We start from the raw sequence: 19,772 nt of genomic DNA, 5'->3' as shown, positions 1-19,772 counted from the left end.
CCTTACTTCCGTAGTCATGTACGGAGTCAAGCGGTATGAAAGCCAATTTGGAGAGTTTTACGATCGGCGCTTTTGCCGAGGCGGCCGGGGTCAATGTAGAGACCATCCGGTTCTATCAGCGCAAGGGATTGTTGCCCGAGCCGGCCAAGCCTCACGGCAGCATCCGCCGCTATGGAGATGCAGATGTGACGCGGGTGCGCTTCGTCAAAGCGGCTCAGCGCCTGGGCTTCAGCCTGGATGCAATAGCCGAGCTGCTGCGGCTAGACGATGGAACTCATTGTGAAGAAGCCAGCGCACTGGCTGAGTCCAAGCTCAAGGATGTGCGCGAGAAGATAGCCGATTTGGCACGCATGGAGTCGGTGCTGTCTGAACTGGTATGCGCATGCCATGCGAGAAAAGGGAATGTCTCCTGCCCGCTGATTGCGTCGCTGCAGGACGGCGGGAGACTCTCGTTGCCGCAATGAGGTGGCCGCAGTGTCGTATGACGCCCAGAACCGACGCGGGGGATGCACTCGGGTTTTAGTGGATTGCAGATTGCTGTCGAAAGCGTAATCAGGAGGTCACCTCCATGTGGGGCGGCAATTTTTAGACTTCTCTCCGTGGTGCAGAAAACGCCACCTGGATGAACCATATCGGGCATCCGGCGCCACAGGAGACCATCATGAAAGTTCGTACCGCAATCCTCGTCGCCAGCCTTGCTGCATCCGCCACCGCCTCTTTCGCAACTTCCGTTTACCACGCAAGCCCAAGCCAGGAGGAAGGCGTGAGCCTGGCCGCCGACCATTTGGGCAATGCGGTGAGCCGCCAAGCGGTCGAAAGCACCGTGCTGGCCGCTCAGAAGGACGGTTCGCTGTACTGGATCAGCCGTGGCTACCCTGCCACTTATCCACTCGTTCCGGGCCCCAAACTGACCAAGACCCGCCAGCAAGTCCTCGATGAGTTGCAGTCAGCCAAGCGCAACCCCGTCGGTCGTGACGGTGTACGGGATATGGGCGGCGAAGCTGGCTGGGTCGATGCCCGCCAACTGCCCTGAACCCTCTCAACGATCACCGGCAACCGCGTGCCCTCCCAAACCGGCCTGCGGTTGCACCTGAACCATTGCCATCTACCCAAAAAGGAAACACCATCATGAAACTGAAGTCCACCCTCATCGTCCTTTCCCTCATCGCAGCCCCCGCTTTTGCGTCGGACCAAGCGGTCAGCAAGACGCGCGAACAAGTGCTGGCTGAATTGGCGCAGGCTCAGCAAAACGGCGAGATGCTTGCTGCAGGCGACTCGGGGATGACTCTCAAGCAAATCAACCCCGGAGCCTATCGCTCGACTACTTCGACTCAGGCTAGCAAATCCCGCGAGCAAGTGCGGGAAGAATTGGAGCAGGCTATCCGTACGGGTGACATCATGGTGGCCGGTGAATTCGGAGTCAAACGCAATGAGTTGATGTCTGGTCGCTATCCGATCGTGGCAGGCAAGTCGTTGAAGACGCGGGAACAAGTCAAGAGTGAGTTGGCACGCGCCATCCGCGAAGGAGAAATCATCGCTGTGGGCGAAGACGGCCGCAAGCTCAATGAAATCTATCCTGACCGCTACCACGCAGCGCACCATGCAGCTGTGGCCGCCACCTCGGACGAATCCACCAAGGCCCCTCGGTTCTAAACAGGTTCTCCGGGCGGTCGGCTGCTGATCTGGAGGGGTCTTTCGAAACAGGCCCATCTCCAGTTGGCTCGCCATGCACGTCTGCGGTGCCAGCAGCAAGTGCGTGCGACATCTGCTTTTGCATTGCTCCGACCTCCGAGCATCAGACCTGCATGTTCATCACATCGGTGTAGGCCTGAACAATGCGGTTGCGGCTCTGAAGCGTGGCCTGAAACGCGATGTTCGACTTGACTCCAGCGAGCATCGTTTCTTCAAGACTGACCGTGGGATTGCCGAATGTGACCTCGCGGCTTAGGCGACCAGACTCACTCTGCAACTGGCTTGTGGTTGAAAGCGCCTGCTTCATCGCGTCCAGAAAACCGCCTCCCTGGATGCTCGGTGCTTTGGGCACAGAGTTTCCCAGCGAACTGACAGGCAATAGTGCATCCAATGGCTTTGTCGTGACGTTCATGCCGAGGCTTTCTGGGGCGAAGAGTTTGCGAAGTTCTGCCTCGAAATCTGTACCGAGGCAACGCCCAATCGTAGAGATTGGAGTTCGATCTGTAGCTTTCGCAACGCAAGGCGCCACCCGTCAATCCCGCCGTTCGGGATAACAGAAACTTCATCTTGCCGACATCGCCGTGGGTCGCCGCATCCCTGGGGCCCAAAGAGCCGAGCGCAGCGAAGCGCGCCGCACGAAATAGCCGTGGCTCACAGCCGCTGCGAAATCTCCAGCAACGGCTTGATGCTGGACCCAAAGCGGCTCATGGAGGCATGGTTCTGCTCCAGCTGGCTGTAAGGCAAGTACCGGATTCCCAGCTCCGACACCCTGGAGAAGGCAGGCCTTTGAAGTTGCTCAGCGACCTTGTCTCTGCGATTGTCTGGAGCCACCAGAAACAGGGCGCAGTTGCCTGCAACCGGCGTGCCCAGGGCCAGATCGAGCATGCGTACGATGCCCGAATAGATGGACGTGGTGTGTTCGACTTCGAATGCGGCGGCGAATTGCGAGGTCTGGGGATCAACCCATACAACATCGATCAGTCGCACGGACTCCAGTCCTCGGTCCAGGCTGGCTGGCAACTGCGAGAGGCATCCGTCTCCCAGCACCCCCCCGCCATAGGCGCGGCCCCGGTCGTTGGACGCGATCCAGACCTCGAAGCCGAGGGCCTTTCCCAGGTCGCGCAGCGAAGCCTGGACACCCGTGTGGGTCGCATCGCTCTCGGTCGCCTGGGACAGTTCCCGTTGCAATGCGGTGGATTCCTGCCGCACACGTTCAAGGTCTTCTTGCCAGAGAGCTGTCGCCGCCTGATCCATGGCTGGTGGCGGCGCAGCATATCGGCCACTGCCAATGTCAAACATGAGTCCCGCGATCGCACCCAGATCATTCGATAGCTTCAGCCGGTAGTGCGCGTTCAAGCGTAGCAAACCTTCTCGCATCGAAAGATAGTGGTCCCAGCGTCCGAGCTTCACGCGCCCCCCGGTCACCGCGTTGAAACCATTGACGATGGCCGTGTTGAAGGGAGAGACCAGCGTTGGGTGGATGAAGTACAGCAAGTTGGCGACTGCTGGGCCCAAGCCTTTGATGCCAATTGCATCAATGCGCTGTATGGCGGCCACTACGTCTTCTGCGCAGTCACAGTGATCGCAAGTGTGAAGAAGGTCTGCGAAGGCGAGCTGGTTGCTCGTGTTCTCGTAGATGTCCGGAATCCGCAGCTTGGGTTTCCAGAGGAACGCGTGGTCCGCCCCTTTGAAAATCTGGCGCTGCTCTGCCACGGAACCCACGATCGTCTCTAGCGAGGAGCCTCGGTAGGCGTTGCCAAACGTTCCGCCCCGGATGTCCTGCACCACCTGAGCAATGCCTCGGCGAATGGAGCGGAAGTTCTTGATCCGCTGATCCCACAAGAACCAGGTGTTGTAGGTGCTGCTCGGGTCTGCCTTCCAGCAGTCTATGAGAGTTTCCAAAGGGTCATGCATCTGTCGTGAGGTGCTTGCCAATGCTCTGTGCACTGGGGAAATACATCGAAAAACAAGTCCTGCCATCCGCCGAACTCACGGAAATCCGTCCCCGGTGTGCGTGAACAATCGCCTGGGTAATGGACAAGCCCAACCCCGCTCCGTCCGAGTCCAGCTGCTTGCGCGACTTGTCCGCCCTAAAGAAGCGGTCGAACAGGCGGGGGATCATCTGCGCCTCGATGGAAGGTCCAGTGTTGACGACGTCCACGGTGGTTCCGTGCAGGCCCCCCTGGATGTCCACGACCACCAGCTCGCCTGGTGGGGTGTAGCGAATGGCGTTGGACAGGAGATTGCTGAGCGCCCGGCGCAACATCAACCGGTCGCCTGTGATCTCCGCCGTCCCGATCAATTGCAGTCGGACTTTCTTCTCTTCTGCCAAGGCCTCGTAGAAGTCAAACAAAGCCTGAGCTTCATCATGGACCGCGATTCTTTCCGTGCTGGGAAGAATGAGACCGTGGTCAGCCTTGGCCAGGAACAACATGTCAGCCACCATGCGGGCCAGGCGCTGGTACTCCTCGGCGTTGGAAGCCAGTATGTCCTGGTACTCCTCGGAAGAACGAGCCTGGCTGAGCGTGACCTGGGTCTGTGTCATCAGATTGTTGATGGGCGTACGCAGCTCGTGGGCCAGGTCCGAAGAAAACTCGGACAACCGGTCGAACTCCTCCTTCAGACGCCGGAGCATCTCGTTGAGGGTGGTCGCCAGGTCGGCCATCTCCACCGGAAACTCCTGGGTTGGCATCCGCTCGTCCAGCCGCTGTGCCGTGATGGCCATGGCGCGGGACCGCATGGCGCGAAGGGGGGCCAATCCATTCTTTGCGGCCCACCAGCCCAGGACCCCAGCCACCAGCGTTGCCAATGCCACGTAGCCCACAAGCACCCAAATCAATTCGTACATGAAGTGCTTGTGGTGGGCAATGTCCACGGCCACCCAGACCTGCAGCGGCGGCTCTGCGGAACCCGACAGCGTCACGGCTTCGGACATTCCCCGGTACTCACGGTCCTTGATTCGCCACGAGGCAACCCCCAAGCGGGAATGCTGGGTCCGCACGCTCAAATCCGCAGGAAACTCAAAGTCCTCCGTCGAGTACAGCGATTGACCATTGCGAAGCACGGTGACGAAGAGGCCCTCATGGCTGTGCAAAACGTCATCCAGCCGCGTCTTCAGATCCTGCGGCGACTTCGATTTGCCGATGACTTCACGCGTCAGGTGAACCTTGTCACGCAGTGCATCGCGGTCAAGTTCCACGAAATGCCGGTCGATGGAAATAGCCACGAGAGTCCCCAGGCCGATCAGCACAAGGGCGGACGCCAAAGTAAAAAAGACCGTCAGCCGTGTCGTGAGCGAGTACCGGGCTTTCACGCACGCTCCTGCGGCGCTTCAAGCACATACCCCATCCCCCGCACCGTCTGAATCAGCTTGGCGTCATAGGCATCGTCAATCTTGGCCCGAAGCCTGCGCATCGCCACCTCAATCACGTTGGAATCGCTGTCGAAATTCATATCCCACACCTGCGACGCGATCAGAGAGCGCGGCAGAACTTCCCCTTGGCGGCGCATCAGCAGCTCCAGGAGTCCGAACTCCTTGGCCGTGAGGTCAATGCGTTTGCCCGATCTGCTGACTCGCCGCCGCAAGAGGTCCAGTTCGAGATCGGCCACCTGGAGGATCGTCACCTCAGTGCCATTGCGACCACGCCTGAGGATGGTGCGCGCTCGCGCCAGTAGCTCGGCAAAGGAAAACGGTTTGACCAGGTAGTCGTCCGCCCCCAGCTCCAACCCTTTGATCCGGTCTTGCACCTGATCCTTGGCTGTGAGAAACAGTACAGGCATCTCCAGGCCCCGGCGGCGCAGATGGGTGAGCACCTGCCAGCCGTCCATCCCAGGAAGCATCACATCCAGGATTACCAGGTCGTAGTCACCTTCCTGGGCCAGATGCAGGCCATCGACTCCGTTGTGGACCAGATCGGCGTTGAACCCCGCCTCACGCAAGCCTTGGCGCAGGTATTCGCCGGTTTTGATTTCATCCTCGACGATCAATATCTTCACGGGATCTCCCTGGCTGCGAATGGCGGCAAGTGTGCCCGCAGATCGCAGGCTTTCTTCCAGATGACAAAGATGTAATGAAGCCGTTATGTCTATGGCAGGCACCGACTCACACAATGCGTTGCATCAAAACGCATGGTGAACCTATGAGAAATTCCTGGCTTTCACGACCTACCTCAACCCCCTGGCTGGCCGCCGCGCTAGTAGCGCCGTCCCTGGCCCTGGCTCAGATGCCCGAGGGCGAACCCGCGAAGGTGGACTATCAGCTTTCGTACCGCTCAGCCCTTTCGGGCTACGAGGCCTACAAAGAGCAATCCGTCCAGCCCTGGAGAGCGGCCAATGACAAGGTGGGCGAGATCGGAGGCTGGCGCACCTATGCCAAGGAAATGCGCCAGGCGGCACCCACAACCGGTCAGGACCAACCCGCGCAGGGCCATGACGCACACCACGGGGGCAAACAATGAGCCGCCCCTTGCGCACGCCCCGCGCCAAACTCGTGATCGCCATGGCCGCAGTGGCGGTCTTGTCTGGCTGCGCCAGCGTGAATCTAGAGCAGAACCTCACCAGCGCCAATGCAGCCACAAGCGGTTTCACAGACGGCCAGCTCACCTTGGCCCGGGACCAGAACGAGCGCGATACCTTGCGTCAGCGCGCTTCGGATCTGCTGGCCAAGCCGCTGAGCCAAAAGGATGCCGTGCAACTTGCGCTGGTCAATAGCCCATCCCTGCAGGCCCTCGTGGCCCAAAACTGGGCGGACGCTTCCACGGCAGCCCAGTCGGGCCGCATCGCCAACCCCATCCTGAGCCTGGAGCGCGTTCGCCTGGGCAGCGAGACGGAGATCGGCCGCCTTCTGTCCTTCGGCCTGCTGGACCTGCTGACTTTGCCGACGCGCAAGGGCATCGCCGAGCAGCGCATCAAGCAGACCCAGTTGCGCCTGAGCAGCGATGTAGTGGACCAAGTCACTCAGGTTCGGCAATCCTGGGTACGCGCTGTCGCTGCACAACAGACGCTGATCTATACCCAACAGGTCGTCGCCAGTGCCCAGGCAAGTGCCGAACTGGCCAAGCGCATGCAGGCGGTGGGCAATTTCAACAAGCTTGACCGTGCACGCCAGCAAGCGTTCTATGCCGACACAGCGACCCAGCTGGCCAGTGCCCAGCACCAAGTCACGGCAGCCCGTGAGGAACTGGTCCGGCTGCTGGGCCTGGACGATAGCCAAGCCCAACAACTCAAGCTGCCTGAGCGCCTGCCCACACTGCCCAAGGAGCCGCTGTCCCCATCGGACGCTGGCCGCCAGGCATCCAAGGGGCGACTGGATCTGCAGATCGCGAAGGCCGACTACGACGCAGCCGCACGCGCGCAAGGCTGGAACACGATCACGACCTTCACGGACATCGAGCTGGGCGTGCGGCGCGACTCAGTCTTTGATGCCGCCGAGAACACCCACTCCACGCGGCGCGGCTTCGAGATCAGCTTGCAGCTGCCGATCTTCGATTGGGGGGGCATGCGGCGCGACGCCATGAATGCGCAGACCCTGGCTGCGGCCAACCGCCTGGAAGCAACCGCACGCTCGGCAGGCTCGAACCTTCGGGAGAGCTACTCCGCGTACCGCACGGCATATGACATCGCGCGCCACCACCGCGACGAGGTGATCCCCCTGCGAAAAACCATCTCCGAAGAAAACCAGCTTCGCTACAACGGGATGCTGATCAGCGTTTTCGAGTTGCTTGCCGACTCCCGCGACCAGGTGAACTCGGTGATGGCGGCCCTGAACGCCGAACAGCAGTTCTGGCTGGCGGACGCCGCCCTTCAGGCCTCTCTCATCGGCAAGCCCACCAGCGCTGGCGTCTCGGGCGGTGGCGCAGCCGCTGCCGAAGCCGGTGCAGGCCACTGATCCCCTCAAGGAAACCAACATGAATTCAAGAAGAGATTTTTTCCGGTTTGCTGGCATTGCCGGAGGGGCCGTGGCCGCAGCGAGTGTGAGCCGCGTGGCAATGGCCGCACTGCCAGAACCCGTGTACCAGACAAGCGCAGACACCATGGCGCCGCTGGTGCCAAACTCCGGGCGCCCCTACAACCCGGTGGTCACGCTCAACGGCTGGACGCTGCCCTGGCGCATGAACCAGGGGGTCAAGGAGTTCCACCTGGTGGCAGAACCCGTCGTGCGCGAAATGGCCCCTGGCTTCAAGGCCCACCTGTGGGGATACAACGGCCAGAGTCCTGGTCCCACCATTGAAGTGGTGGAAGGCGACCGCGTTCGCATTTTTGTGACCAACAAGCTGCCCGAGCACACCAGCATCCACTGGCATGGACAGCGTTTGCCCAACGGCATGGATGGCGTGGCGGGCCTGAACCAGCCCGCGATCCAGTCGGGCAAGACCTTCGTCTACGAGTTCGTGGCACGCCGACCGGGTACCTTCATGTACCACCCGCATGCCGATGAAATGACCCAGATGGCCATGGGCATGATGGGCTTCTGGATCACGCACCCCAAGGCCAAGCATCCGCTGATCGACGAAGTGCACCGTGATTTCTGCTTCCTGCTCAGTGCCTATGACATTGAGCCAGGGGCCGCGACACCCAAGGTTGCAGAGATGACGAACTTCAATCTGTGGACATGGAACAGCCGCATCTTTCCTGGCATCGACTCCTTGAACGTCCGGCTCAATGACAAGGTGCGTATTCGCATTGGCAACCTCACCATGACCAACCACCCGATGCACCTGCACGGTCACGAGTTTTTGGTAACGGGAACGGATGGCGGCCCCACACCCAAGAGCACCCGTCTCTACGAAGTGACCACCGACGTGGCCGTAGGCCAGATGCGCCAGATCGAGTTCCTCGCAGACGAAGAAGGTGACTGGGCATTCCACTGCCACAAGAGCCACCACACCATGAACGCGATGGGTCACGACATTCCCACCATGATCGGCGTGGACCACCGGGGTGTGGCCAAGAAGATCAACAACCTGATCCCCGACTACATGGTCATGGGCGAGCGGGGCATGGCAGACATGACCGAGATGGAGATGCCCATTCCGGACAACACCATCCCCATGATGACGGGGGAAGGCCCCTTCGGTTCGGTGGAGATGGGTGGCATGTTCAGTGTCCTGAAGGTGCGCCGCGACCAGAAGCCGGGCGACTACAAGAACCCGGGTTGGTACAAGAACCCGGAGGGCACGGTGGCGTACGAATACACCGGCCCGATGGCGGAGCCAGCCCGCTTCAAAGCCGAAGGTGGCCAATCCATGCCCCGCAAAGAGAAGTCCAGCTCGGACACTGTCGTCAAGGTCAAAAAGCCGTCTTCGCACAGCGGCCACTGATCGCCTCCTTTCCTCATCCACAACCCAAGGTAACTATGAAACACACTCTTTCCCTGATCGCCGCCTCCGCCCTGGTGGCCCTGTCCTTCAACAGCTTTGCGGGCGGTACCCACAGCGGCGGTCACGGCCATGGAAGCGAGGAGTCAGCCATCGGCGAACCAGGCAAAGCCTCCAAAGTCAGTCGCACAATCAACGTGGACATGGCTGACACCATGCGCTTCACGCCCGCCGCGATCTCCGTCAAGCAGGGCGAAACGGTCAAGTTCGTGATCAAGAACAGTGGCCAGGTCAAGCATGAGTTCAGCCTGGGCACCGATGCCGAACTCAAGGAGCACTACGAGACGATGAAGAAGTTCCCGGACATGGAGCATGACGAGCCCAGCAAGGTGTCGCTGGCCCCCGGCAAGCAAGGCGAAATCATCTGGCAGTTCACCAAGGCTGGCGAAGTGAAGTTCGCCTGCCTGTACCCAGGCCACTACGACGCAGGCATGAAGGGCCAGGTCACGGTGGTCAAGAAGTAATCGGGGAATCCCTGCACGCAATTGAACAAGGAGCTCGTATGAAAAACGCAAACACTTTATTGATCGGCGCTATGTTGTCGCTGGTCACTCTCATGCCGCTGTCGGCCGTGGCGCAGGCCGCTGGAGACGCCGGAAAAGCCGCATCCACGACCGCAGCCTCCATGACCGATGGAGAGGTGCGCAAGATCGACAAGGACGCCGGAAAAATCACCATCAAGCATGGCGACATCAAGCACTTGGAGATGCCGGGGATGACCATGGTGTTTGCTGCCAAGGACAAGGCCCTGCTCGACAAGGCGCAGGTCGGCGACAAGATCCGCTTCATGGTGATCAACGAGGGCGGAAAGATGGTGGTCACCGCCATCGAGCCTGCCAAGTAAGCGCAAAAAGTGTCTCGATACGCCCTCAAGAAAAGGGGGCGTTCTTCTGTTCGCACGTCAACCTACCAAGGAAAAATCATGAGAACTCTCCTTATCGCCCTGGCCATGACCGCCGCATCGTCCGCATTCGCCGCTGGCGACACCCAAGAGGCCACGCCCTACACCAACTCCAAGGCGCAAGCGCATGGCGAGGAACACAAAAAGGCCCGTCCTGCGACCGGTGTGAAGCGGACCAAGGATGGCAGTACGGCGCGGGGTGAAGGCTCTGGCATCGCCGACACCAGCAAGGCCGAAGCCCGTGGTCAGGAAAAGGCCAATGCGCGTGAAGCCATGCCGCACAAGGAAGCCACTCCGGGCTCCACGCCCAAGTAGTTCCGAGACAGAGAGGTGGCTAAAAAGTAGCAACCGCCCAAAGACCTCAGGCCGACCATCGCTGCGTCAAGGCGATGGTCGGCGGCTCCAAGGCGGTGTCAATGCCCGCCGCGATGAACGTGTGCCGGAGCAGATCTTTTGCGGTACGGACGCGTAGTCAAGAGGGCGGGTAGCCCGCCTCGGTGAGCGCTTCCGCAAGCGTCAGGCGGTCTTCAGCACTCTGCACCGTAACCAAGCGCTTGGACATGTCCACCTGCACCTTGCAGCCAGGATCCACCATCTGCAGTGTCTGGTTCACCATCCCTGCGCAGTGCCCGCAGGTCATGTCGGGAAGCTGGAATTCATGCATTTACTTCTCGTGGCAAAGAGTTGAGAGGAGTGCAGTCTCGGACTTGCCACAGTGGCAAGGTCAACCACTTTTTCCTCCATGGCACAGACACGCCTCGCCATGGGCGGCCGCGACAAGCTCATTAAGAATTCCACAGCTCTGATGCGCATGCTCTCCACTGCATGCTGAGCGCAGCTGCAGCAGTTGCTTTTCCAACGCCATCATGCTGATGAGACGAGCGCGCAGCCGACTTAGCTGGTCGTCAATCAGATTGTTGACGTCTGCGCACGCCTCCTGGGGCGCATCTAGCGCACCCAACAGGCTCCTCACATCTGCCAGTGGGATGTCGAGTGCCCTACAGTGCCGTACAAAGGACAGCCGCTCCAGGTGAGCGGGAGCATAGTTGCGATAGCCGTTGGCCAGCCGCGCGGGCTGGGGCAACAAGCCTTCCTTTTCGTAAAAACGGATCGTTTCGGCGTCAACGCCTGTTGCGGCGGCCAGTTCCTTGATCTGCATGTTGAGAGCTGGATATTGGAGGTCTTGACACTGTAGCTACTCCAAGGTTTCCAATCGAGGCATCAAGGAGAGAAATTTATGAAATCCTGCTGCGACGAAGCACAAAAACCAACCTCCCAGGACCCATGCTGCGCTCCATCCGCTCCCGTCTCTACTCAGCTTGATTCCTGTTGCGCCAGCCCGGTTGCGGCCTCTCCAGATACTTGCTGTACCCCACATTCGGTAGCAACCGCAGCGCCTTCGGTTGCAAATGGGCGTGGCCCCCAAGGAGCCATGTTCCGCATCGGAGCCATGGACTGTGCTGCCGAAGAAAGTGAGATCCGCCGCGCGCTGGAGCCAATTGCCGGGGTACGCGGCCTGGGGTTTCAGCTCGGCGCACGCACGCTGACCATTGACGCCCCCGATGCTGTGATTCCTCAAGCCCTGGCGGCCATTCGCGAGGCAGGGTTCGACCCGCAGCCCATGGCAACCGCTGCGGCAACGGGCGAAGCCCCTGGGCGGGCCTCCACCACCGACGGACTCGGGCGCATGGGGCTGGCGCTGGGCCTGGCCGTCTGCGCCGAAGCCGTGGCCTTCTTTTCTCCAGACACGCTGGTCTTCAAGGGCATTGGCATGGCCCTGGCGGCGGCGGCCATCTGGCTGGCGGGCTTTTCTACCTATCGCAAGGGGTTTGCCGCCTTGCTGCAGGGACGGCTGAACATCAATGCGCTGATGACAGTGGCCGTGACCGGCGCGTTTCTCATTGGCCAATGGCCAGAAGCCGCCATGGTGATGGCCCTCTATGCCATTGCTGAATTGATCGAAGGCCGCGCGGTAGACCGTGCACGCAATGCCATCAAGAGCCTGTTGGATCTCACGCCCGAGACGGCCGAAGTACGCCAGCCTGACGGCAGCTGGAAATCGGTGGCCGCTGCACAGGTTCCCGTCAACGCCATCGTCCGGGTCAGGCCGGGCGAGCGCATGCCGCTGGACGGCACGGTGGCCGTTGGGACCAGCGCAGTCAACCAGGCGCCGGTCACGGGAGAGAGCATTCCGGTGGACAAGGTTCCTGGAGATCCCGTGTTTGCTGGCACCATCAACGAAACAGGCACCCTGGAGGTGATGGTCACGGCAGAGGCCAGCAACACCACCTTGGCCCGCATCATTCACTCGGTGGAACAGGCGCAGGGCTCACGCGCCCCCACACAGCAGTTCGTGGACCGGTTTGCTGCCATTTACACCCCGGCTGTGTTCATCATGGCCGTTCTTGTGGCGACGCTCACTCCGGTCTTCATGGGCCTGACGTGGGTGGATGCCGTCTACAAGGCTCTGGTACTGCTGGTCATCGCCTGCCCCTGTGCGCTGGTGATCGCAACGCCGGTGACGGTGGTCAGTGGTCTGGCTTCTGCGGCCCGGCGTGGCATCCTCATCAAGGGCGGGGTTTACCTGGAAGACGCGCACAAACTCAAGGCCATTGCGCTCGACAAGACCGGCACGATCACGGAAGGAAAACCCAAACTGGTGGCCCAGCACGTGCTGGCCAGAACGTATCCCGAAACCCAGATTCTGGGCTGGGCGGCGGACCTGGCCGGGCACTCGGACCACCCCGTGTCCAGGGCCATCGCGCAAGGGCTGTTTGCCGGCCAGGGCACCGTGGCGGGCTTCACGGCCCTTGCCGGACGTGGTGTGGAAGCCCAGCTTGAAGGCCAACCCCTGATCCTGGGGAATCACCGGCTCATCGAGGAACGGGGTCTTTGCAGTCCCGCCATTGAGGCACTGCTGCAGGAGCAGGAGTCGCAGGGCCGCACGGTGACCCTTCTGGCCAGCCAATCTGAGGTTCTTGCTATCTTTGCGGTGGCCGACACCATCAAGGACAGCTCACGGGAAGCTATCGCCCAGCTCCACGCCCTGGGGATCGCCTCGGTCATGCTGACCGGAGACAACCAATCCACGGCAAAGACCATCGCCAAACAGGCGGGCATCGACCAGGCGCATGGAAACCTGCTGCCAGAAGACAAGCTGTCGGCCATTGAGCAGATGCAGGCCCAGTACGGTGCCACGGCGATGACGGGGGATGGCATTAACGACGCCCCTGCGCTGGCACGCGCCGACATCGGCCTGGCCATGGGTGCGGCAGGAACCGACACGGCCATGGAGGCTGCGGACATCGTCATCATGAACGACGATCTGCGCCGCATCCCTGAAATCATCCAGCTCTCCAAGCGCACGCGGAGCATCCTTCTTCAGAACATCATGCTGGCGCTTGGCATCAAGACGGTGTTTCTGGTGCTTGCGGTTTTTGGGAACGCGTCGATGTGGATGGCGGTTTTTGCGGACATGGGGGCCAGCCTCCTGGTGGTCGGCAATGGGCTGAGGCTGTTGCGCGGTGCCCGCGCTCACGCGGTCCGCGCTGTTGGTTAGATCTAGCGGGTTCAGTGAACGTGCTGATGGTGCACGTCAGGAGCATGGGGATGGGCGTGGGTCACAGGCTCATGGGTGTGCTTGTGGCTGTGGCTGCCAGTTGGCATTACTACGTGCACATGTGCATGGTGCCCATCGTCGTGCCGGTGAGCATGCTCATGCTCCAGCACTTCGTGCGTGTGCTCGTGTCCATGGCTTTCCGCCAGATGGAGCATTACTCCCGCCAACATGAACACTCCACCCAAGAGCATAAACCACCCCGCAGAGCGTTCCCCGAAACCGAAGGCCACGGCAGCACCAATGAAGGGCGCGAAGGCGAACACCGAGCCCGTCCGCGCCGCACCAAATGCCCGCTGGGCCAGGAGGTAACAGCGCAGACTCAGGCCGTAACCAGTGGCTCCAACGGCGAGAAGTCCCAGTGCTGCGGACAGGGAAGGCAAAGGCTCCCCAGTCGAAACAGCCAATGCAGCCGTCGCTGCGGCCCCCAGGGTGGCCTTGGCCATCACCACCTGGCTGGGGTCGCGCTCAGCCAGCCCACGGGACAAGGTGTTGTCCACCCCCCAGGCGACCGTGGCCAGCAGCACGGCAAGCAGCCCCAGCAACTGCACGCCTCCTTGCAGGCCTTGGTCCAGAACGAGCGCCATTCCTCCTGCGAGCAGCAACAGCATGGCGGCCCACACGCGGCGGTCCATGGTTTCGCTGTACAGCCACCATGCCAGCGTGGCGGTGAACAGCGCTTCCAGAGTGAGCATGAGCGACGCGCTGGCTCCGCTCGTGTGCTGCAGGCCCCAGGCCAGGGCCACCGGCCCCAGCGCGGCGCCAAAGCCAGCCATCGCCAGAAGGCGCGGAATGTCGGACCTCTGCACTCGCGCTTCATGCGCAGCAGTCCGCAGCGACAGTGCCCCGATCAGGGCCGCTCCTAAGTACAGCAGCGCTGCGGTCGTGAAGGCCCCGAGCCCTGCGCCCAGCCTCTGTACCGCGGGCGTGCTGATGCCGAAGAGTACCGCCGCCAGCAGGGCGAGAAAGCCACCGCGCAAGGCGGGAAGATGCAAAGGGTCACGCTTCATAGGTGAGGGATTTGAGCACGACATCGGAGTCTGGTAATCCCCAGAACTGGACAAGGCAAGGGGTTCAAAGACGGAAATAGCTGACTCGACGAGAAGTGGAAGGTCTGCTTTCGAAGAAAGCGGCCAACGACATTGTCAGACTGAGCGACGGCAACCAGCCTGAAGCAACCCTCTGAAACGAGTCACGCGGCTCAAGAGCCCCCCAATACTGTGAGTGGTTCACAGTAGCCCGGGCCACTCCACTTGTTCAACAACAACGGTCCCCGCGACCCGTGGAGTTCCCATGCCATCCAGAATCCCCGTCCACATCGACGGCCAAGACTTTCCGAGCATCAACAAAGCCAGCCTCTTCTACCGAGAGATCCTGCACCGCCATCAGCCAGGCCAATCAGTATCAGACCCCGATCAACTCGAGATCAAACGCCTGATACACAGTGCACAGCAAACTCCTCAGCCTCCCGCATCTGACGCACAGATTCGTGTGATCCAGGGCAAGTACGGCCGCCATTGCTTTGCCATCCGCGACAAGGAGCGGTCCCTGCAGACCATCTCCATCGTGCGCTCCGTACGGCAATGCGCTTGCACCAAAGAGGTACCTTCATCAAACGCACAGTCGCAGCCCTCCGTGGCTTGACACTCTTTGGCAGCGTCCCTGGAGGCCACATATGAGCCGGGCGAACGCCCTTTTCCTTCGATCCCAAATTTCTTCAGTCACATATCACCCCAGGGACCTGACCAACGTCTGCCCCTTGGCAGCGGTTCAACGCCCATAAAGCCCGGCAAGCTCATTGCGAGCTGCCGGGCCTTATGCCGTCCTGGTCGGAGTTCTCTACCTTTTTGCCTCTCGGTTCTGCGATCTGGCGCCCCCTCAGCCCCGTGTGTTCACGCACCCGGGGCTTTTGCTTTTTGGGGCTGCCTGTTGGTCTGTCTATCTTGGTTTTCTGGTTCTTTCACCCGCATGTTCTTTCAAGGAAATTTCCATGCTTACCTGTCCCCAATGCCAATCTCCGCGATTGGAATCCCGCAATCTCGGTCGCAACACGGGCGGCGCTGTCGGCGCTCTCGCAGGCGCTGCCAGCGGTGCAGCCAGTGCGCTGCGCGGTGCCCGACTGGGCGCTACTTTCGGCGCATTCGCCGGTCCTGCAGGGTCAGTCCTTGGCGGTCTCGCCGGTGCCGCCCTCGGTGGCCTGGTCGGCGGCGCCATCGGTTGCGAAGTCGGCAGCAAGATCGGTGAAGCCGTCGATCAGAACTGCCTGGACAACTACCGCTGCCTGGAGTGCGGTCACACCTTTGGCCCTCCACGTGACTGAGGTGCATGGGCGGTACTCGTCCTGCTGACTCCTCGGTCTCCCTTCTCTCACTCCCCCACCCGCCTCTTAGTCCTTGCTGTGCGCTCTTTGGAGTCGCGCAGTGGCGCAGCCGTGGGCGGGTGGTTTCGTGTTTTTGTTCTTGCGTTTTCTCATCCTCTCTTCCATTTCTACAAGGAGTATTTCAATGGCACATCTCGTTCAAACCATGGCCTATGTCGGTGAGACCCCCTGGCACAACCTGGGTCAGCAACTGCCCGCCAAACAACCCATCGATGTCTGGGCCCGTGAAGCAGGCATGGACTGGACCATCCGCGAGACCCCTGTGCGCTACATGGCCACGCAGGCTGTTTCTGGCTCCGTGTCCGGATCTGGTGCTGCGTCTTCCGTCTCGGACCTCTATGGCGAACCCATGGAGTTCCCCGACCAGAAGGTGCTGTACCGCAGCGATACCAAGGCCCCCCTGTCAGTGGTCAGTGCCCGCTACCAGGTGGTTCAGCCCAAGCAGGTGCTGGAGTTCTATCGGGATCTGACGGAAGTCTCTGGGTATGAGCTGGAGACCGCCGGGGTGCTGAAGGCCGGCCGCAAATTCTGGGCCTTGGCCCGTACCGGCAAATCCTCTGCTCTGAAGGGCAACGATGTGGTCAATGGCTATCTGCTGCTGGCAACGTCGTGTGATGGGACGCTGGCCACCACAGCCACACCGACAACGGTGCGGGTGGTCTGCAACAACACGCTCTCGATTGCTCTTTCCGGAATATCGAGTGCGATCAAGGTGCCCCACAGCACCAGCTTTGATGCGCAGGCGGTCAAGAAGCAGTTGGGCATTGCCGTCTCGCAATGGGACGGTTTCATGTACCGCATGAAGACCCTGTCCGAGCGCAAGGTCAAGAGCCATGAGTCCATGAACTATTTCCTCAAGGTGCTGTGCCAGACGGATGGGCATGCGGATGCTTCTGCAGGTCTCACCAATGAGCGTGCCCTCAAGAAGGTGCAGGCCATGTATGAGGGCCAGGGCCGGGGTGCCGAGTTGGCAGCCGCCAAGGGCACGGCCTGGGGTCTGCTGTGCGCCGTCACCGAGTTCGTGGACCATGAGCGCCGGGCGCGCAATCAGGAATACCGCCTGGACAGTGCCTGGTTTGGCCAGGGGGCCACCCTCAAACAGCGGGCACTGGAGCAGGCCTTGCAGTTGGCTTCGTGATCGTGTCTGCCGTTCTGCCGGCCCATTCTGGTTTTTGTCTCGCACCTTACCCATTCACCTCCATCGCCCTCCACGGCATAGACCCCGGCTCCTTCATTGGTCCGGGGTCTTTTGTTTTGGGGGTCGGGCGGGTGTTCGTTTCTTTCACGTTCAAGGAGTCAGCATGGTTCAACCTGTTGTTTCACCGGTGGGGACTTCCTCCACCAAAGCCCGCCCTGCCCTTCGGCTGGTCAAGACCCAGGACCTGGATCGCGATCAGTGGTTGCAGGTGCGCAAGGGAGGCATTGGCAGTTCAGATGCCGCGGCTGCGGTGGGGCTCAATCCCTACCAGTCGCAGCTGGAGCTATGGATGGAGAAGACCGGTCGTGCGCCTGTCGTCCCACCGGGTGATGGGGGTGCGGACGATCTGAGTCCGATGTACTGGGGTTCGCTTCTGGAGCCCATCGTGGCGGCGCACTACACCCGCCGTACGGGCAACCGGGTACGGCGCATCAATGCGGTGCTGCAGCATCCTGAGCATCCTTGGATGCTGGCCAATATCGACCGGGAGGTCCTTGGGGCACCCGATGTCCAGTTGCTGGAGTGCAAGACCGCGGGGATTCAGGGCGCCTGGCTCTGGCGCGATGGGGTGCCCGAGTATGTGCAGCTGCAAGTCCAGCACCAGTTGGCCGTGACGGGCAAGCAGGCGGCAGATGTGGCGGTACTGCTCGGGGGTCAGGAACTGCAGATTTTCCGGATCGAGCGGGATGAGGAGCTGATTGCCCAACTCATCACCTTGGAGCGGGAGTTCTGGGGCTATGTGGAGCGGGGCCAGGCGCCGCCGGCCGATGGGTCGGATTCAGCAGACCGGGCATTGCGGGCGCTGTATCCAAGAGACACGGGCTTCACCCTGAATCTCAAACATGACCTGGTGATGGGGGCCGTGTTCTCGGACCTGTTGGCGGTACGGGAGGTGTTGGCGACGAACACGGCGCTGGAGGCCCAGCTCAAGCAGGCCATTCAGCAGCGCATGGGGGATTCCAGCCGGGCGGTGTTTGAGAACGGGGAGGTCAGCTTCAAACGCAGTCGGGATGGGACGCAGCTCGATACCGCGCGGCTGGCCAAGGAGCAGCCGGAGATCGTGAAGGCCTACACGGTACCCAAGCCTGGGAGTCGGAGGTTTCTGGTGCAGACCTGAGGTGGGCCGGGGACATCGGGGCCCAGGTTCATTCAATTCATTTTCTATTCACGCATCCCCAGACGGGCTTCATCGGTGACGGTGAGGCCCGTTGTGTTTTGGGGGGCATTCACATTCAACAAGGAGATTCACATGCTCAAAGGTTTGGCTTTGACACCGCCCGTGATCGGGCGCATTGCGATTGGGCGGGTGGTGGAGAAGGCAGGACGTCGTCTTCCGGAGAAGGACGACGAGTTCACCCTGACCAGCCAAGTTCAGAACAAGGAGGGGTGGGTGCCACATCCGGTGGATGCGCTATTGCGCAAGGAGCCGGGGGCGAAGCTGCGCAGCATTCCGGTGCGGTTGCTGTTTGACGATCCGGACTTGAGCCTCAGGGCGAACTACACAATGTTTGATCGGGCCACGGGACGACCTCTGTGTGTTGGAGATGGAGAAAGCTGCAAGCGGGTGACCCTGTCAGGGATGCAGTCCCTGCCCTGTCCTTCGCCCGCGGTGTGTGCGCTCGCGCAGGACGGGAACTGCAAGCCGTATGGGCGGCTGCATGTGCGGGTGGAGGCTGAGGGGAGTACCGAGGCGGGTAAAGAGGGTATGAATGGCGATGAACTGGGCAGCTTTGTGTTCCGGACGACGGGGTTCAACAGCATCCGGACACTGTCGACCCGGCTGCGGTATCTGTTTGCGGTGTCGGGTGGGTTGCTGGCCGGGTTGCCCTTGGAGCTTCGGCTGCGGGGCAAGTCCACCACGCTGTCGCACCGCACACCGATCTACTACGTGGATCTGATGCTGCGCCCTGGTGCCTCACTGGCCCAGGTTGTGGCGTTGGCACGGCAGGAGCGCGAGCAGCAGGCTGCACTGGGGCTGGACCAGGCGGCGCTGGATGAAGCGGCGCGGCAGGGTTTGGCACTGGGGGAGTTTGAGGAGTCGGAAGAGGAAGGGGTGGAGGTCGTCGAGGAGTTCTATCCGGATTCCGATCCGAATGGAGATGGTGGAGCGGAGCAAGCACCCGCGCCGATCTCGCTGCGGGGCAAGCTGCATCGCAAGCACGAAGCGCTGGGAGCACGAGCCACCGCAACGGGTGATCCGGGGGGTTCCCATGCGGGTGCCTGAAGGGAGGGTTCGGCGCTATGCCGTGGGGTTGGTGATGGAGACGGTACCTTGCTATCGCAGTGGGCCGGATTCAGAACCTGGTGCCAAGGTGCTGCCGGGGATTCTGGTGAGGCATCGAGCACCGCCCCATCGCACGGGGGCGGCGGTACTGCAGCAGGCGGTGGCCTTACTCACCGGCGCGCGGGTTGCAGTACCAACTGTGACCAGTGCGGCCGGTGTGTTGCGCCATGCGCAGCGCTTACTCCCTGGATTCCATGCTCAGCGGGTCTGGGAACAAGCACCGGCGGATTTGCTGGCGCTGTGCCACGACGCGGTTCACCGGGGTGGCCTGGTGCTCCTGCTGTGGCAGTCGATTGCCAGGGAGATGCGAGGAACTACCAGGAGG

General features: G+C 61.3%; 22 protein-coding genes. 14 read left to right on the top strand and 8 right to left on the bottom strand.

What is annotated here, in order from left to right; translation table 11 throughout:
* Positions 1-35: 35 nt before the first annotated feature.
* The 3 genes from merR to CLU85_RS06620 all read left to right on the top strand — a co-directional run bounded on the left by merR (position 36) and on the right by CLU85_RS06620 (position 1,653).
* Positions 36-464, top strand: coding sequence for an Hg(II)-responsive transcriptional regulator (gene merR / locus CLU85_RS06630; RefSeq protein WP_015012926.1), 429 nt, complete (start codon positions 36-38; stop codon positions 462-464).
* A 197-nt stretch (positions 465-661) separates the two neighbouring features.
* Positions 662-1,033, top strand: coding sequence for a hypothetical protein (locus tag CLU85_RS06625; RefSeq protein ID WP_100409585.1), 372 nt, complete (start codon positions 662-664; stop codon positions 1,031-1,033).
* 95 nt (positions 1,034-1,128) lie between these two features.
* A complete protein-coding gene (locus tag CLU85_RS06620) occupies positions 1,129-1,653 on the top strand; it encodes a DUF4148 domain-containing protein (protein WP_100409584.1) in 525 nt (174 codons plus the stop codon).
* A gap of 142 nt (positions 1,654-1,795) precedes the next feature.
* On the opposite strand, the gene fliE is transcribed toward CLU85_RS06620, so the two are convergent.
* The 4 genes from fliE to CLU85_RS06600 all read right to left on the bottom strand — a co-directional run bounded on the left by fliE (position 1,796) and on the right by CLU85_RS06600 (position 5,688).
* On the bottom strand, positions 1,796-2,104 hold the full coding sequence (gene fliE / locus CLU85_RS06615) for a flagellar hook-basal body complex protein FliE (protein WP_015012923.1): 309 nt from the start codon (positions 2,102-2,104) through the stop codon (positions 1,796-1,798).
* A gap of 239 nt (positions 2,105-2,343) precedes the next feature.
* Positions 2,344-3,606: a type II restriction endonuclease gene (locus tag CLU85_RS06610; RefSeq protein WP_100409583.1), complete on the bottom strand. Its 1,263-nt coding sequence runs from the start codon at positions 3,604-3,606 to the stop codon at positions 2,344-2,346.
* Positions 3,599-5,005: a heavy metal sensor histidine kinase gene (locus CLU85_RS06605; protein ID WP_100409582.1), complete on the bottom strand. Its 1,407-nt coding sequence runs from the start codon at positions 5,003-5,005 to the stop codon at positions 3,599-3,601. The genes CLU85_RS06610 and CLU85_RS06605 overlap by 8 nt, the downstream gene beginning before the upstream one ends.
* Positions 5,002-5,688 (bottom strand): heavy metal response regulator transcription factor, encoded by a 687-nt coding sequence (locus tag CLU85_RS06600; RefSeq protein ID WP_100409581.1) that lies wholly within the window; start codon positions 5,686-5,688, stop codon positions 5,002-5,004. The genes CLU85_RS06605 and CLU85_RS06600 overlap by 4 nt, the downstream gene beginning before the upstream one ends.
* 143 nt (positions 5,689-5,831) lie before the next feature.
* Between CLU85_RS06600 and CLU85_RS06595 the strand changes: the two genes are divergently transcribed.
* The 6 genes from CLU85_RS06595 to CLU85_RS06570 all read left to right on the top strand — a co-directional run bounded on the left by CLU85_RS06595 (position 5,832) and on the right by CLU85_RS06570 (position 10,284).
* Entirely contained in the window at positions 5,832-6,149 is a 318-nt protein-coding gene (locus CLU85_RS06595; protein ID WP_100409580.1) for a hypothetical protein, read from the top strand.
* Entirely contained in the window at positions 6,146-7,579 is a 1,434-nt protein-coding gene (locus CLU85_RS06590) for a TolC family protein (RefSeq protein WP_100409579.1), read from the top strand. Before CLU85_RS06595 ends, CLU85_RS06590 begins: the two co-directional genes overlap by 4 nt.
* Positions 7,580-7,598: 19 nt before the next feature.
* Complete coding sequence (locus CLU85_RS06585; protein WP_100412399.1) at positions 7,599-9,011, top strand: multicopper oxidase family protein; 1,413 nt, start codon at positions 7,599-7,601, stop codon at positions 9,009-9,011.
* Between the two features lie 35 nt (positions 9,012-9,046).
* Positions 9,047-9,532 (top strand): plastocyanin/azurin family copper-binding protein, encoded by a 486-nt coding sequence (locus CLU85_RS06580; RefSeq protein WP_100409578.1) that lies wholly within the window; start codon positions 9,047-9,049, stop codon positions 9,530-9,532.
* A gap of 38 nt (positions 9,533-9,570) precedes the next feature.
* Positions 9,571-9,912: a copper-binding protein gene (locus CLU85_RS06575; RefSeq protein ID WP_056419633.1), complete on the top strand. Its 342-nt coding sequence runs from the start codon at positions 9,571-9,573 to the stop codon at positions 9,910-9,912.
* Between the two features lie 78 nt (positions 9,913-9,990).
* Entirely contained in the window at positions 9,991-10,284 is a 294-nt protein-coding gene (locus tag CLU85_RS06570) for a hypothetical protein (RefSeq protein WP_131798401.1), read from the top strand.
* 157 nt (positions 10,285-10,441) lie between these two features.
* Here CLU85_RS06570 and CLU85_RS06565 read toward each other — a convergent pair whose 3' ends face one another.
* Positions 10,442-10,633: a heavy-metal-associated domain-containing protein gene (locus tag CLU85_RS06565; RefSeq protein ID WP_056637557.1), complete on the bottom strand. Its 192-nt coding sequence runs from the start codon at positions 10,631-10,633 to the stop codon at positions 10,442-10,444.
* 60 nt (positions 10,634-10,693) lie between these two features.
* Complete coding sequence (locus CLU85_RS06560) at positions 10,694-11,128, bottom strand: Cd(II)/Pb(II)-responsive transcriptional regulator (RefSeq protein WP_056637555.1); 435 nt, start codon at positions 11,126-11,128, stop codon at positions 10,694-10,696.
* Between the two features lie 78 nt (positions 11,129-11,206).
* On the opposite strand from CLU85_RS06560, the gene CLU85_RS06555 reads away from it, so the two are divergent.
* Complete coding sequence (locus tag CLU85_RS06555) at positions 11,207-13,528, top strand: heavy metal translocating P-type ATPase (protein WP_369858163.1); 2,322 nt, start codon at positions 11,207-11,209, stop codon at positions 13,526-13,528.
* Between the two features lie 11 nt (positions 13,529-13,539).
* Here the strand turns inward: CLU85_RS06555 and CLU85_RS06550 are convergent, their stop codons facing one another.
* Positions 13,540-14,595 carry a DMT family transporter gene (locus CLU85_RS06550; RefSeq protein ID WP_056637549.1) on the bottom strand — a complete coding sequence of 352 codons (1,056 nt, stop codon included), beginning with the start codon at positions 14,593-14,595 and terminating at the stop codon, positions 13,540-13,542.
* 283 nt (positions 14,596-14,878) lie between these two features.
* Between CLU85_RS06550 and CLU85_RS06545 the strand changes: the two genes are divergently transcribed.
* Positions 14,879-15,229, top strand: a complete 351-nt coding sequence (locus CLU85_RS06545; protein WP_100409576.1) for a hypothetical protein — start codon at positions 14,879-14,881, stop codon at positions 15,227-15,229.
* 514 nt (positions 15,230-15,743) lie between these two features.
* On the opposite strand, the gene CLU85_RS22950 is transcribed toward CLU85_RS06545, so the two are convergent.
* Positions 15,744-15,881, bottom strand: coding sequence for a hypothetical protein (locus CLU85_RS22950; RefSeq protein WP_157803938.1), 138 nt, complete (start codon positions 15,879-15,881; stop codon positions 15,744-15,746).
* Positions 15,882-16,089: 208 nt separating this feature from the next.
* Between CLU85_RS22950 and CLU85_RS06535 the strand changes: the two genes are divergently transcribed.
* From CLU85_RS06535 to CLU85_RS22945, 3 genes are all read left to right on the top strand, one after another.
* Positions 16,090-17,103, top strand: a complete 1,014-nt coding sequence (locus tag CLU85_RS06535; protein WP_100409574.1) for a DUF932 domain-containing protein — start codon at positions 16,090-16,092, stop codon at positions 17,101-17,103.
* A 163-nt stretch (positions 17,104-17,266) separates the two neighbouring features.
* Positions 17,267-18,280, top strand: coding sequence for a YqaJ viral recombinase family protein (locus tag CLU85_RS06530; protein ID WP_100409573.1), 1,014 nt, complete (start codon positions 17,267-17,269; stop codon positions 18,278-18,280).
* A 132-nt stretch (positions 18,281-18,412) separates the two neighbouring features.
* Entirely contained in the window at positions 18,413-19,387 is a 975-nt protein-coding gene (locus tag CLU85_RS22945; RefSeq protein ID WP_157803937.1) for a phage capsid protein, read from the top strand.
* The last annotated feature ends 385 nt before the right edge of the window (positions 19,388-19,772 follow it).

It is taken from the genome of Acidovorax sp. 69 (genome assembly GCF_002797445.1).
GTDB lineage: Bacteria > Pseudomonadota > Gammaproteobacteria > Burkholderiales > Burkholderiaceae_C > Acidovorax.
Note: the sequence above shows the minus strand (reverse complement) of the source record. Positions and strands in the feature narration are given on the sequence as shown.